The 14,747-nt window shown below is 54.9% G+C and carries 11 protein-coding genes and 1 pseudogene; 3 read left to right on the plus strand and 9 right to left on the minus strand.

What is annotated here, in order from left to right; all coding sequences use genetic code 11:
• Positions 1–432: 432 nt before the first annotated feature.
• Positions 433–1,248 carry a hypothetical protein gene (locus IEY47_RS18975; protein ID WP_188985633.1) on the plus strand — a complete coding sequence of 272 codons (816 nt, stop codon included), beginning with the start codon at positions 433–435 and terminating at the stop codon, positions 1,246–1,248.
• 142 nt (positions 1,249–1,390) lie between these two features.
• Here IEY47_RS18975 and IEY47_RS18980 read toward each other — a convergent pair whose 3' ends face one another.
• Positions 1,391–4,180, minus strand: coding sequence for a TrlF family AAA-like ATPase (locus IEY47_RS18980; RefSeq protein ID WP_188985635.1), 2,790 nt, complete (start codon positions 4,178–4,180; stop codon positions 1,391–1,393).
• Between the two features lie 726 nt (positions 4,181–4,906).
• A complete protein-coding gene (locus IEY47_RS18985; protein WP_188985642.1) occupies positions 4,907–5,047 on the minus strand; it encodes a hypothetical protein in 141 nt (46 codons plus the stop codon).
• 167 nt (positions 5,048–5,214) lie between these two features.
• Between IEY47_RS18985 and IEY47_RS18990 the strand changes: the two genes are divergently transcribed.
• Positions 5,215–6,081: a restriction endonuclease gene (locus IEY47_RS18990; RefSeq protein WP_229779527.1), complete on the plus strand. Its 867-nt coding sequence runs from the start codon at positions 5,215–5,217 to the stop codon at positions 6,079–6,081.
• A 343-nt stretch (positions 6,082–6,424) separates the two neighbouring features.
• On the opposite strand, the gene IEY47_RS18995 is transcribed toward IEY47_RS18990, so the two are convergent.
• Entirely contained in the window at positions 6,425–6,928 is a 504-nt protein-coding gene (locus IEY47_RS18995) for a GNAT family N-acetyltransferase (protein WP_188985644.1), read from the minus strand.
• The gene (locus IEY47_RS19000; RefSeq protein WP_188985646.1) at positions 6,922–7,356 is read right to left on the minus strand and encodes a rhodanese-like domain-containing protein; all 435 of its coding nucleotides are present in this window, start codon (positions 7,354–7,356) and stop codon (positions 6,922–6,924) included. The genes IEY47_RS18995 and IEY47_RS19000 overlap by 7 nt, the downstream gene beginning before the upstream one ends.
• Positions 7,357–7,451: 95 nt before the next feature.
• On the opposite strand from IEY47_RS19000, the gene ftrA reads away from it, so the two are divergent.
• Positions 7,452–8,411: a transcriptional regulator FtrA gene (gene ftrA / locus IEY47_RS19005; protein ID WP_188985648.1), complete on the plus strand. Its 960-nt coding sequence runs from the start codon at positions 7,452–7,454 to the stop codon at positions 8,409–8,411.
• Positions 8,412–8,579: 168 nt separating this feature from the next.
• Here the strand turns inward: ftrA and IEY47_RS19010 are convergent.
• From IEY47_RS19010 to IEY47_RS19030, 5 genes and pseudogenes are all read right to left on the minus strand, one after another.
• Positions 8,580–8,987: pseudogene (locus IEY47_RS19010) on the minus strand (NUDIX hydrolase); the annotation flags it as partial.
• A 174-nt stretch (positions 8,988–9,161) separates the two neighbouring features.
• Positions 9,162–9,806 (minus strand): LysE family translocator, encoded by a 645-nt coding sequence (locus IEY47_RS19015; RefSeq protein WP_188985652.1) that lies wholly within the window; start codon positions 9,804–9,806, stop codon positions 9,162–9,164.
• A 116-nt stretch (positions 9,807–9,922) separates the two neighbouring features.
• Positions 9,923–11,248, minus strand: a complete 1,326-nt coding sequence (locus IEY47_RS19020; RefSeq protein ID WP_188985659.1) for an ATP-binding protein — start codon at positions 11,246–11,248, stop codon at positions 9,923–9,925.
• A 279-nt stretch (positions 11,249–11,527) separates the two neighbouring features.
• A complete protein-coding gene (locus IEY47_RS19025; RefSeq protein WP_188985661.1) occupies positions 11,528–12,421 on the minus strand; it encodes an alpha/beta fold hydrolase in 894 nt (297 codons plus the stop codon).
• A gap of 236 nt (positions 12,422–12,657) precedes the next feature.
• A complete protein-coding gene (locus IEY47_RS19030) occupies positions 12,658–14,703 on the minus strand; it encodes a TonB-dependent receptor (RefSeq protein ID WP_229779528.1) in 2,046 nt (681 codons plus the stop codon).
• Positions 14,704–14,747: the final 44 nt, after the last annotated feature.

Consider the following 14,747-nt stretch of genomic DNA (forward strand, 5'->3'; position numbering starts at 1 on the left):
GCACTAAGGCCGCTGCCTCTCGCTTGAACTCTGCGGAAAATGTACGTCGTTGCTTGCTCATCAGACACCTCTTTCACGGCGAGGATTCTCACCTAAATCGGTGTCCGGAATCAGTAGACCACTACACCCATCAATAGGCTTATTGACAGCGCGATGCCGACGTCGGCTCCGGAAGAGCGTGAGCAGGTACGAGAGCGACTGCTGAAACCGTTGTTTCCCCGAACCAGCAACTCGATGTACGGGGGGGATTGGGAGGAAAAATGGGCTGAGGAGCAGCGAATCTGCTCTGCTCGATACTTTAAGCGCTATTTCGTTTATGGAGTACCCGAAGGAGATATAGCTGATAGTCATCTGGCTGCTTTGACAGAGGCTCTCGTCGCAGCTGATCCAGATGAGCAGCGTAGTCTTCTGAGTGTGTACTCCAAGCGGGCTATGCCTCAGTTGATCCAAGCGTTGCGAAATCGTGTGGATTCTTTGAATGAGGCCTTTGCTTTGCCGATCGCAATCGCCCTGGCAAGAAATGGCGATCTTCTACCGTGTGAACGAGGGCCTTACGTCTTAGGTGGGACGATGATGCAGGCTGGAATACTGATATCCCAGCTTATGAGGCGTATTCCGATGCCAGAGAGACAAGCTGCTGTTGAAACAGTTGTCCAGGCAGCGTCGCCTTTAAAAATGGGGAGTGAATGTGTTCGCTGGCTTACGCATTCGTCTGATAGACATGAACAACATCGAGTCCTTCCAAGCGAAGCAAACGAGATTATCTACAGATTGTTTGCCGACCGTATTTGTGAGGCGAACGCTGCTAAGCCGATATTTGAGCAGGCTGGAGGCGATGCACCTCACCTCTATTGGTACTGGCAAAAAGGGCGAAGCAAGGAAGAGATAGAGGCAAGTCTGCGGTTGCTATTTGATGCTGAGCCTGCACGTATGGATGATTTTTTGGGAACCTACATTGGTGAGGGATGGGAGGTAGAAAGTGGTCTACCTGTACGAGCAGATCTTCGGCGCGAAACCTATGAAGCTATATCTCTGTTGATTTCACCAAACTACATCTCCGCCAATCTGCGTTCACGCTATGGAGTCGAGCTGGATGATCCGCAGTACCATCAAGAGGGTACTCCCGCGCGAATAACTGCTCACCAGTTTGTATTCATTCACCAACGTGCTTTAGCAGAACAGCAACCCCAGCCTGACATGGAACCGGGGTCAGAGGCCCCATCAGAAACGAATGAAAGGGACTTTTAACGAGGGGGCTAGGCCCGCTTTGGCTGGTCTCCACCTGTTACCACTGGCTCGAACCGGCCAGAAGCGGCTAGTCTGCCGTCTACACTAGTTTTGCCCCGATTCCTTTGCTGTTCCTATGGTTTCACCTCGCAGTGCGTCGAAGTTAAAAGTGGTACTTGTCGAGTCGACGCTTAAAGGCTTCCTTCGACCCCTCCATGATGTCCAGCACCGCAGTGGCTGTATCAGTTCTGTCTAAACCACCCGAAGCGAGTCTCACGCCTAATCCTCGATCCACCTCCAAGGCATACACTAGGTCGGTGTCGGCATTTACGGGTAGGTTGGCGTTGTGCGTGGCCAGTATCAGCTGACGCTGGTTCTTGACTTTGCGTAATAAAGGTACGAGTTCGTGGTATATGAATTTGGAGTCCAACTCATCCTCAGGCTGGTCGATGACAATCGGCCCATCTCCTTTGGCCAGCAGTAGGTTCAAAACGGCTGTGTTGCGCTGTCCCTCCGACAGGGCCTTGCTCTGCACGCTACCAACCAATGTCCTATCGGCCCGGTACAACTCAATATCTACACGCTCCTCTACACGTGTGAGTCGAGCGTTTCGCCAAGCGTCCCTTTGGGATATGACGTAGGGTTTCAGCTCATCTCTATATTCCAGCAGGGATAGCGGAAGGCCTCGCCGCTCAGCTAGCACTTCACTAATGTGATGCCAGGGTGAGTCTGCCACCTGCGTGTACCCAGAGAAGTTCTCAAACAGCTGCTTGCCGATGTGTTCCCAGGCTCTTCCTAAGCGGCTACGACCGTCGGGCGCCATTCCGTTCCATGCCTGGATGAAGCCCGCCGCATCTGCCATTTTCTGAATGATTAGGCGTATTGAGCCTTGTGCCCTGTCATTGATCTCAAGGGCTGCTTGATGGCGAACATTAAATTGCTGCTCCCATAGAGCGTTCATTTCCTCCATCGCGGTGTTCAAACGATCGCGCAGTGGGGAAAGGTCTCCTAGGCGCTCTTCCTTCTGCTGTAGCAATTGCATTTTGGCTTGTCGGGCTCTATCGATCTCCTGAAGTCTTGCCACATCTTGGGGCTGAAGACCTCGTTCGCTACACGCAAGAAGAAACGAATCCTTTGTACCCTCCAGCTCCTGTGAGATTCGCTCCCAACCGTCACCATGCTGAAAGAGTTTGGTTGCTTCTTGCTGGAGCTGAGCAGCTAGTTCAGCTGCCTTAGCCCGATATAGCTCTCTTACCTTGCCTGCTTCCTGAGTGAACCCATTGAACCACTCTGACCTAGGCCAGACTTCAACCTGGCCGCTGTTGAGTGCGCCTTGAGAAGACAGATCGTCGGCTAGTAGGGAGAAGCGCCGGATGTCCTCATTGATCTGCGTTTGGACCTGTTCAAAGTAACGCCGGGCTGCTTCTGCATACTGGTACTGTTGCGCCTCTGCTTGAACTTCACTCCGGGCCTGCCACTGCCGATTTAACTCCTGGAGCTCTTGTTTGAGGACGTTGATCTCGTTGGTCAAAGCATCAATTTGATCGACGCCAGCAAAAAGTTGATGGATCTCCGCACGAAGCGTATTTTCCTGCCCCTTCAGACCCTGAAGCTCAGCTGAACAAGCCTCGTCGATCATTGCGAGTAAGCTGTCGCCCCCATCCACGTCGGTGAGTTCACTGAGCTGCTGTTGGCTATAGAACTGCACCGGAAGTTGCCGAAGAAAGACTTCGAGATCGTGGGCTTCTCCTTGGAGCAGTGCGTGACCTTCCTGCAGTTTGAGCGAGATGACATCTAGCTGCCCAGGAATACTTTCCCAACCGACCTGGACCTCCGAGTTTTCGGTAAAGGTTGCCCTTACGCGGTCGAATTTCGCCTTAATAGAGGCCGAGAAAGTACCTCCTTTGTCACGTCCAAATGCGAACCGAAGAAGCTCAAGAACTGTGGATTTTCCTGTACCCCGCCCGCCGATAAGGGTGTTGAGATTCGGAGAGAAAAAGATCTCTTGGTCAGATAGAAACCTGAAGCCACGGCATTTCAGGAAAACGATTCTGGGGTGTTTCTGCTGATCCGAGGGGCGGTCCGGTTGGAGTCTAAGCCGCGACTTTCCATCAAGAAAGGACTGACGCAGTGAGTTGATCGAGGGTTTGGATGATTTAACCCACGTATGGCGATAGCCCAAGGCATTCGCTAGAGGAATACCATCCGCGTCTACCTTCAGCGATTTTGCATCCGATGACTGGACGTACGCTGGCTGCCGCCCAGCTCGCGACCAGTTTCTATCTCTTCCTTCCAAGATAGAGTTGTATCTTGGGGGCATTGGGTAAGTGGTTACCTCAACGGCCAGTAGCCCAGGCAGTTTGTAGTCATCCATATTGCGGCCGACTGCAAGTAAACCATCCTCTTGGTCAGAGTGTGCTGCAATCACGATGCCGCCGTGATCTTTCTGAACGACATCAAGCAAAGTCTTGAGACTTACGGGTTCGTCTCCGCGGCGTAGGGCATTAGGCATTCCGCCCCTGAATCGCTGATTCTCGGCCAGCCCTAACTTGATCAGGATCATATTGACGCGTCGCAGGTGGCTCACCTTCGTCGCGGGCTCAAACAAGCACAACACGTGGTAGCCAAGGTCTACCTCAAAACCGGGGAAAATGGAGAGTGGCGGTCGATCAAGCTCTCTGGCAACGGTTTTGTTCTGCTCAACAAGATGCGTGAGGAACCAATCTCTAGGTTCGATCTTTTCCGAGAAATTGTGATCGGTGATCCCTATGGCCTCAAGCTCTAGCTCATGGCATCGCTGCAGAAAGCGTTTGGCTTTTCTTTGGATATCACTTTCATCGGGCTCGCCATTCTGTATAGGCCGGCGTGGGTTCTGCAGGCGCAGATTGTCGTCACTCCAGTGCCTATTGTCCTCAGGTGTCTGGACCTGAAAATCCATTTTGAACCAGCGCATGCCTTGATATCCGCCCACCTATACCTCCTTGCTTTGTAGAGTCGTAATTTTGCTCTTGAGCAACCAATCCGAATGCTTCCTGTAGTTGTATGGAATTTATTCCGATATCAAAGTGACTCTACACTTTCTTCGGATCAGCTTAATAGCGCCTGCTTTAGCTCCATCGACGACGCCTGATGCCCTAGCTGCTGCAGTGCTGATTGCGGGCCTGTTATTCGCGCCGACTGTGGTTGTGGCGATGACCTTGATCGAGCGTCTGCTTCCCGAGCAACAACTTGCAGAATGAATGACCTGGCTACTGGCTGTGCTGAATGTCGGTGTGGCCTTGGGTGATGCAGTGTCCGGTCAGATTGTTGGGCAGCAGGGCGCGCAAGCAGGTTTTTGTCTAGCGCTCGCGGCAGGAGCCGACGTCCTTCTAGTCGCGTTACATGTATGGCTACGCTGCGTGTCCAGGCCGCTCATTGAGTTGTTCTCGATCCCGTAAACGCGCTCAGGCCTCAAAGCGGAGTGTCGGTAAGCGTCCAATCTTGGCCCAGGCTGCGTAAAAACACTTCTTCTAAAAAGCAGGAGCTCGAAATGTCTTAATTTCCAACTTACTACGCGAAATCTGGTTTCTGCTAGCGAGTAGAGCGTTCTTGGATCTCACGTAGAAACGCGGATGCTAAGGAAGGTACGTGCGTTCTTACACAGCCTGGGCCAAAAGCGGCCCGTCGTGACCGGCAGTAATCAGCCAAAAACGGTCAGTGAACCAATAAATCTGTCCCTTTTTCCTGCTTTGTTGTAGCAGGCGACCAAATCGGAGGTGGCGACCTCGTTAAGGTCGGCGAAAGAGTTGATTACAGTATTGGCGATGATCACAGCTCTCATGGCAATTCTCCTTTTCTAGCGAGCCGGAAGACCGGTCAATACCGAAAAAACCTTGCCCGGCCCATTGAGTACCGACAACACAGCTAATAGGCCCTTATGGTGGCCTGCCCTTAGCGCTACGCGACCGATAGAATGCTACCGACGGAACGAGCCTGACTGAGGGACACATGAATATCCGCTCAATTGACATGATGCTGATCGAAGACCTATTCGATATGGGGAACGGGTACGTCCTCGATTTTTCAGACCGTACGATGGCGCTGTTTTTCGCGGAAGAGTTGGACATTGACATCGATGATCCAACTTATGCACGTAACGGCACCTCGAAGGCAAAGCGCTTGCGCTGCTTTCTCCAAACCGTGGATCAGGCAACAGTCGTTAAAACCCTAAACGCTCTTTGGGAATACCGAGAAGCGCGGCGACAGCGCTCATCGAAAGCCGAAACCGTCCAAAATGCTCATGGGCGATTTCTCTCCCTCATCAATAAGCTTGAGGAAAAACAACAAACGACAGTCCAGCAAGGGCAGACGGCGGCGCCAGCTTTCGGCCGTGCAAAAATAGCGCTACTCAGAGACGAGCTAGTTGCATTGTCGAATATGGCGGCACAAGCCAGGGGTTATGCGTTCGAGAGGTTTCTGAAGCACCTTTTTGACTTACACGGCTTAGCCGCACGCGAGCCGTTCCGGCTCCGAGGTGAACAGATAGATGGAAGCTTCCAATTTGGGCACGAGACCTATGTCGTTGAAGCTAAATGGCAAAACGAACCTACGGGCGTTGCTGATTTGCACGTATTTCACGGAAAAATTGAGCAGAAAGCCGCATGGACGCGCGGTCTATTTGTAAGCAACAGCGGGTTCACGGACGATGGCTTAGTGGCTTTTGGTAGGGGTAAGCGGGTTATCTGCATGGATGGGTACGATCTATATGAGGCGATAAGTCGTGCAATCCCTCTTAACCACGTTCTGGAGCAGAAAATAAGGAGAGCGGCCGAAACCGGCTCACCCTTCATACGTGTACGTGACTTATTTCCATGACAGCCTCGTCTAGCACAGTTCGTCTTGCGCGGTGCCGACCGTGTGGCGTTGGGCGATGCCCTGTCTCAGGTAGCTCGGCAAGGACTAGAGCTTCTTAATTACTATCTAAGCATTGAACCGATGCGCAGAGAGCCACCCAGCCGGTAACGATGACGCTCCGGCGTTTCTCATTGTTGGCGGGAAAAAGGGGACAGATTATTTATTGGGCTGAGTGACTGCTTTTGGCCGATTGCAGCCGGTGAAGACAGGCATCTATCGGCCAAGAGCGGCCACTTGTGTGCATCGGCTGTCGACGCACACAAGATGTGGGTTAAATCCGCAAGAACAGCATTAGAGCGTCCCTTCAACTGAGCGCGGCAGTTGGCGGCGCAATAGCTTGCAACTCTACCTCTCCCATTTTGTAAGGTATCCACTTGGCATCAGGACGACCGCCATGCTGCTGATAGAACGCTTCGGCTCGGTGGTTCCCAACCAGCACGTCCCACTTCAATCGCGCCGCGCCTTTGATCAAGGCCCAAGCCGCCACCCGGCGAAGCAGCGCTGCGCCGTACCCGTTACTTCGGTATTCGTCCGCCACGAACAACTCCTTGAGCACCACGGTCGGCCGCAGATCGTAGGTAAAATCGATGGTCAGCCCAACGGCATACCCGGCGATCCCTTTCTGCCCCTGGGCGACGAAGATCTGGCACTCAGGCTGATCACCGAAAGCACGCGCCATTAGCGTTTCCTCGTCCACCCTGAACTCATTGAGGTACCCCTCGAACGCCGCCAGCGCCCGCATCTGCTCGATCAAGCCGGGCACATCCTCGGGCCGCGCGAGCCGAACGCTGCACTCTGTACTCAACATGCGCAGGACACGCCATTATCCAGGGCCGACACATCTTCGCCGACCAACCCAAACCCTTCATCAACCCAGCCGGTAACCCCACCGATCATTTCCTTCACTGGGTAACCCAGCTCCGCTAAGCGAACCGCTGCCCGGTGTACGCCGTTGCAGTGAGGGCCCGCACAATAGACAACGAACAAGGTCTGACGGCCGTAATCGGCCATCCGCGCCGCCGTGATGGCGCGGCTCGGAATATTGATCGCTCCGGGCACATGCCCTTTTGCGAATGCCTCATTACTTCTTACATCCACCAGCACATAGTCGATATTGCCCAACTGTTGGCTGTGGTGAACGTCCGAACAATCGGTCTCGAACGCCAGGCGCCGGCTAAAGTGCAGCAGGGCTTCGGAAGAGCTGGCGGCAGTAAATTCGCTGATCAGGCTGGACATGGGCATCGCACCTCGGTTGAAAGTGCGCCGATTGTAGAAAGCCAGCCACCACCGCTACAGTGGCGCATTCGACAGTGACCGGTAGTTTTCCGCCAATGTTAAATTCCCCGGGATTAGTTGCCGTGCTGGCCTATGACGGGCTGTGCACGTTCGAGTTCAGCATCGCTCTCGAGGTGTTCGGCTTGCCGCGCCCCGAGTTTGATTTCCCCTGGTACAGCCATCGCATCGTCGCCGTGGACCCGTCTCCGATGCGCGCTTCAGGCGGTATGCAGGTGGTGGCTGACTTTGGCCTGGACGCGCTCATTGATGCCCATACCATCATCGTCCCGGGTTGGCGCAGCCGTAACGAACGCCCACCTCAGGGCCTACTGGATGCCTTGTGCGCCGCCCACCAGCGTGGGGCCCGCTTGCTCTCGATCTGTTCAGGGGTATTTGTGCTCGCAGCCACGGGCCTCCTGGACGGCAAGCGCGCCACAACCCACTGGCGGTATACGGATGAACTGGCGGCACGCTACCCCGGCATCGACGTAGATCCCGACGTGCTTTACGTGGATAACGGCCAACTGATTACTTCGGCGGGTAGTGCTGCTGGTATCGACGCCTGCTTGCACCTGGTGAGTCGCGACTTTGGCATGCATGTCGCTAACACTGTTGCCAGGCGCTTGGTGATGGCGCCCCAGCGTGCCGGTGGGCAAATGCAGTTCATCCCCGCACCCGTTGCACGCAAACCGCGAGATGACCTAGCGGCGGTACTGGAGTGGGCGATTCGGCATCTAGATAGCCAGCTTTCCGTAAAACAACTGGCGGCTAAGGCACTGATGAGCGAACGGACTTTTCTGCGACGATTTAGCGAAGCGACTGGCATGGCGCCGAAAGCCTGGCTGCTACAGGTGAGGATGAATCTGGCGCGCGACCTACTGGAAAGCAGCCAGTTGAGCCATGAGGAGATCGCCGGGTGTTGTGGGTTCGCATCGGCGGAGAGTTTCCGTGCGGCCTTTCGCAAAACCGTGGGTCTGGCCCCCATGTCCTACCGGGGGCAGTTTGGCCGGCACTGACTTTTTCATTCGCATTCATACCGCTCCGACATCTAACGGACAGGCACTTCGAGCGCTCACATGAATGGCGACTCTTGGCCGGTATCCGTCGAAGTAACTAGCGATGTTTAAACGTAGTTCATCCACAGTGACCATCGCATTGTTTCCTCGGGAAGTATCTGCTTTTCCAGACTGTATATCCTGCCGCGCCAAAGGAAGGACAAAATCTCGAGTGAGCGGTGCTAAGTCTATATCGCAAGGTTCCAGCACCGAGATCCACAGTGCTATATCAATCTCTGCGGCGGGAATTACTCGATACTCTGGCCGCGGCACTAAACGGTACAGTGCGCAATCTACGCTGTAGCCCGGCTCATTTGCTGCAGGGGCCTCATAGTTGCCCATTGACAATAAGTCGTTCGGATCGGTGACTAGACCCAGCTCCTCGTATAGCTCACGCACCAGGGCGTCCACTGGCTGCTCGCCACTGTCTATCTTCCCACCGGGCTGCATAAAAGCTGACGTACCCCGTTTGCGCACTACGAGCATCTGCTGTTTATCATCAATGATGACTGCTGCTATACGGATGATCCGTGTCAACGTGCAACTCCTACTGTCTAGAAAGACTATTAGCTTGCTCCGAAGCAGTTTCGAAGGCAATTGAAGCGATATCGGATACCGCATCTGCCTTACCTGATAATCAATGATCGCTTCTGGCCGCGAGGCGCTCGTCGCGACTAGTAGCAACTGGCCGGTTTCAGCCGGTCTTAGCACTCAAGGGCGAATAAGTGCGAGCCTAATTCCTAACGCAATAAAAACACCTCCCACAACACGATCCATTAACTTTTGAAGCGATCTGTTGCCCGTAATACTGCCGACAGCACTTCCAGCCAGTATTGCGAAGGCCACATCGGTTAAAAACGCGACTAGCGCATAAGTCAAACCCAACACTAAAAGAGAAACAGTATGATGCTCTCCTCCCGGCGTGACAAATTGCGGGAAGAATGAGACAAAAAATAAAAGGACTTTTGGATTCATTAAGGTAGTAACAAATCCTTTGGACAAAAGATCATATGGCGATGCATCTTTTTTTACATCGGCATCATTGCCCGTTTCCGACCGCGCCCTACCAAATGTTCCTAAGATTAAACTCCCACCTAGATAGATAAGGTAAAGTGCGCCGATGTACTTGACTAGGGTGAACATCAATGGTGAAGCAGCAATAAGCGCGGTCAGCCCCACGACGCTAGCCAAAGCATGAGAGAAACTTCCTAATGCAACGCCAGCAGCTGAAATGACTCCCGCGCGCCGAGCATTTGCAATACTTTGACCGACAACATAAGCCATGTCCGGGCCAGGGGTAACGGATAGCAGAAAAACAGAAAGTATAAAAAGAGAAAGGTTGTTAATGTCAAACATGAAAGCTCCTGAGTTAGAGCACGCTACAGCGTAAAGGTAATAGAGTAATCACCTAGGAAAATGCCTACGTAATTTTACACCCGCGAGCCTTATACATCGGCAATAACCTAATCCGCTTACTGTGCGCCCGCCTTCAAGCTGCCACTCGAAACCGGCACCGTATCGAGAATCCGCAGGTACATGCGCACCGTTGTGCCTTTGCCGGGGGACGTATCGATTTGGACGCCGCCGCCCGCGCCAGCGGCGAAGTCCTGGACTTGGGCCAGCCCCAAGCCCGTGCCTGCGCCCAGCGACTTTGTCGTGAAGAAAGGATCCAGCGCTTTTCGGGCGATTTGCTTACCCATGCCGGGCCCGCCGTCGGCGACACTGAGGACCAGGTACTTTCCCTCTGCCAACCTATCGTTGGAGACCTGCTCCACATGGGTCGAGACCCGGACCCATCCTACGTTCTGCATGGCCTGGCGCGCATTGCTCAATAGATTGAGAACCGCTGCCTGTAGCTGTACGTCGTCGCAATACACGCAAGCGCGGGCGTTTTGGACATCCAGGGACAGGTCGATATCGTCGCCCACGCTGCGTAGCAGTAGGTCGTGCCAGGTATGCAGCTTAGTGCAGACATCGATACCGAGCGGATCGGGATGATCGGATCGCAACCCCTGCATCAACTGATTCACCAACTGCCTGCCCTGCTCTACCGCTTTCAAGCCGGTATCGCTAAGGCGTTCCACGTCCGCCGGGCGGCGCGCCCGTAGCTGGATCATCTGCAAGCTCGCACTCAGGACTTGCAGCAGGTTGTTGAAGTCGTGGGACAGCTTTGCGGTGAGCATTCCTAGTGATGCGACGCGCTGCGCCTGCTTGAGCGATGACTCGGCCTCGAGGCTACGGTCGATCGCCTCACTAAGCGCTTGCTCCAAATCGATCGAGCGCTGCTCTCGTTCACGCTCCAAAAGCCGCAACTGCAACAGCGAGGCCGTCTGCCGCGCCAGGGCGAGCAATGCCGATTGTTGGTTTTCCGTCAGAGTACGTCGTTGGGTATCGATGACGCAGACGGTCCCGAGGCAATGACCTGTATCGGTGAGAATCGGCGCGCCTGCGTAGAAGCGGATGAAGGGTGGCCCCAGCACCAGTGGGCTTTCATGAAAACGCGGATCTTGCGTTGCGTCCTCAACGATCATCACCTTGGCCGGTTCGAGCACGGCATGAGCGCAAAACGCAAAATCGCGATGGGTCTCGCGAACGTCCAGCCCAATGCATGCCTTGAACCATTGCCGATCGTGATCCACCAGCGAAACCAGCGCAATTGGCACATCACATATGGATCTGGCGAGCAGCACGACGTCTTCGAAATTCGCCTCTGGCTCGGAATCGAGTACATCCAGATGCTCTAGAGACGAAACACGCTCTTCCTCGTTATCAGGAAAAGGTGCGGGACGGTGAACCATAGGTAATTTCTCAAGGAACGCGCTGATCGAATACAGGCGTGTAATCGGCGGCCGTACGATAGCAAAAGGAACGACGCAGTCGCTCCCGTATTTACATCGTCAGGCTGAAGCGAGACATGATGACTTGGTCACCCAACAGGTAAATCCGTTCGGCGACGCGACGATAAATATCGCAACTGCGCTCAACGTTGTCCCCACCCTACCCCATTGCGGATTGCTAACGATGTTGCCCGCGCGCTACACCGCAACAGATGCACAGCAAACGGCAGCGAAGAACGATCACAGCGGGCCATCCGTTGGTGACAGAAACCTCAGTACTTCATCCAACAACAGCGCGGGAACTTCCTCTGCGATGTAATGCCCCGACAGCAAGGCTTTTCCTTGAACATTCGTGGCGACCTTCTTCCATTCGGCAAGAGGATCGAAACAACGGCCTACGGCGCCTTGCTCTCCCCATAGCGCAAGCACGGGCATCTCTAACTTCTTCCCGGTGTGCAAGTCCGCCCTGTCGTGTTCCAGATCGATGCTGCCACTTGCCCTGTAATCTTCACACAGGCCGTGAGCGGCACCTGGCAACGACAGGCATCGTCGGTATTCGGCGAACGCCTCATCGGTGAAAGGCGCCATACCTGCGCTGCGAGCACCCATGACACTGCGTAGGTAGAGTTCGGGGTCCGCTTCGATGAGTGTCTCCGGAAAAGGTGCCGGTCGAATCAGAAAGAACCAGTGCCAGTAGGCGCGAGCGAAAGCTTCGCTGGTCTGCGCATACATCGCGAGGGTCGGCGCGATATCCAGCGTAATCAAACGTTTCACCGCATCGGGATGATCCATCGCCATACGATGAGCGACGCGGGCGCCCCGATCATGGGCCAGCACGTCGAACGTCTGGAAACCCAACTCGCGCATAAGCCCTATGCCGTCGAGCGCCATCTGACGTTTCGAGTACGCCAGATGCTCCGCGTCGCCCGGCGGTTTTTCGCTGTCGCCGTAGCCACGAAGGTCAGCGGCGACGACGGTGAAATGTTTCGCTAATGGCTCGGCGACTTTGTGCCACATGACATGGGTTTGAGGATGGCCGTGCAGCAACAGCAAAGCGCGACCGCGGCCACCCTTGCGGTAATTAACGCTCACTTCACCCACTTGGCATCGGCCCGACTCGAACGAGGCAAACATCGTCTAGCGCTCCTTATGGTTGTTGTCGCCAGTCCAGAGAAGGCCGTTTTGCCTACAAAGCAACAGCGTGGCGGCTCGTTTCACTACGGGTGTGCAAACCCATGCGGTGGCTCAAGCTGGAGACAGGTGGCGACGTCAATCTGCTAAAGACTGTACCAGTGTAGAAAATCCGCGGGGATCAAGCGAAAGGCCGGCATTAAGCCGGCCCTGTAGAGACAAGAAAGACGTTGGCAGCGTCAGAAGAAATAACGGACGGATGCACCCAACGTGGTAGACGGCTGCGGCACGATGACTAAGCCGGCGTTGGTGCCATAAGCCACTTCGGTACCGTACTTGTGCGGCTGGAACGTTCCGTAGAGGCTGAACTGGTAGTCGCTGTAGTCGTAAGTAGCGCGCAGGTCATATCGAGTATAGGCAGGCATTTCCTTCTTTTCGGTGCCTACGTAGTAGGGAATGCCAGAGAGATGGTAGGCATCAGCGTTAAGCGTCAATTGCCCTGCCATGAAGGAATCCCGGTATTGAACGCCGGCCTTGTACGTGTGCTCGGGTACGACCAATCGATCACCGGTACCAGGGCGTGGGTTATCGATCACCGCATCGATAATCCGGCCATAGCTTGCATAGGTACTGACGGTAGAGGTGGCTTGATAGTTGACGCTGGTCTCGACGCCACGACGCGTCGTGTCGCTCACTTGCTCATACACGCCGGGCGCGGTGGACAACGTCTCGCTGTCATTCTGGATGTAGTAGAACTCGGTGGTGTTGGAGAACGCGTCGGTTGGGCGCACCGTAAAGCCAATGTCGTAGGACGTGACCTTACTAGGGCGAACATTACCGTTGACGCGACCACCGCTGTCGCTAGGCACCAACGCACTGCCACTGCCGGCACTGATGTATTCCGCGGCGGGCGAACGGAAGCCTTGCGCAGCGTTGGTGAAGATTTCCAATTGCTCGATCGGCGTCCATACCAAACCAAGCTTTGGCGTGGTAACGGACTTCTGATAGCCCGTGGAGGCATCACGGAATTTGCGGTTCTCGATGTCGTAGTCGAAGCGGTCATAGCGGATGCCAGCCAATAGTTTCAACGAATCGACGGGTTTGTACTGACCTTGGGCGAAAGCTCCGTAGGTGATCAAGTCTTGATCGAAGTCGAAATAGAAGCGCGGCGTCGGCTCGAAGTTTTGATATTGCTGGCGATACGCGATGCCATCGTCGCGGCGCACTTCCGCACCCACCATCAACGACGCCGTGTCTTCATAGACGAAGTTGTAGGCCATGCGTCCGCCGTAAATATCGCGGTCGTCCCTGCCAAAGTTGTGCGTGTCCGCGCCATTGGAAATGGCTCGCGTACGTTTGAAGTTTTCGTAGTACGCCGTGTAGTACAGGCCCTCTTCGCCTTCGGCTGGCGCCCGGTTGATCACGTAGGTATTACGGTTGGCATCGCCGAAGCCATAAAGGTTATCGGTATCGCGACGGCTGATCGTGCCTGCTCGCAGTGCCGGCAGATTTAAATAGCCATCGTTCTTGAAGTCAGAATCGTAGTGATTGAAGCGTAGGGAATACTTGGCATCGCCGAAGACCTTGGAAACTTTCCAGAAGAAGTTGTCGCGATTGGTCTCGGCGGCTTTACGGTAACCGTTCGTTCTGTAGATGTCGGCAACGAACAACGACTCGTAACCATCGTGCTCACCGCCCAGCACCAGATTGCCACGGCGACCATCGTAGCTAGCGATATCCAGCCCGATACTCGAGGCGACGTCACCACCATCCAAGGTCTCGATATTCACCGAGCCGGCGCGGTTCTGATCACCATACAGCGCCGACACCGGGCCTTTGATGACATCGACGCGCTTGATCATCTGCGGCGTCATCCATTCCATGAATACCGGACCGTGACCGGCACCACCCTGGCTGGAAGGAATGTTCTGCGGTACGCCATCGACGTACACCGCAACGTCCGCTCCATGGGTGCCGTTGGTGGCGAAGCCGCGCATGCGAAAGCCGTTGCCTGTGTCGCCCTGATCGATGTTGTTGGCGACGACGCCCGGCACTCGGCGGTAGATGTTGGAGATGTCACGGTCGACGTTGAGCGTACGAATGTCCTCGTCCGTGATCGTCGACACTGCTGCTGGCAAGCTTTCCGGCGCGTTGCTGACCTTGCTGCGTGTCAGCGGTTCGATCCGACCTGTGCTCGCATTCTGGCCCTCGCCGACGACCTGGATCGCACCTAATTCGGTAGTGCCAGCACTTGAGGCCTCCAGCTCCGCGGCAGAAACAGGCACGAAGGAAAAGACACCGCTAGTCAACGCAGCGCTCGTGAAAGCTA

It is taken from the genome of Pseudomonas matsuisoli (assembly GCF_014647635.1).
Lineage (GTDB): Bacteria > Pseudomonadota > Gammaproteobacteria > Pseudomonadales > Pseudomonadaceae > Pseudomonas_P > Pseudomonas_P matsuisoli.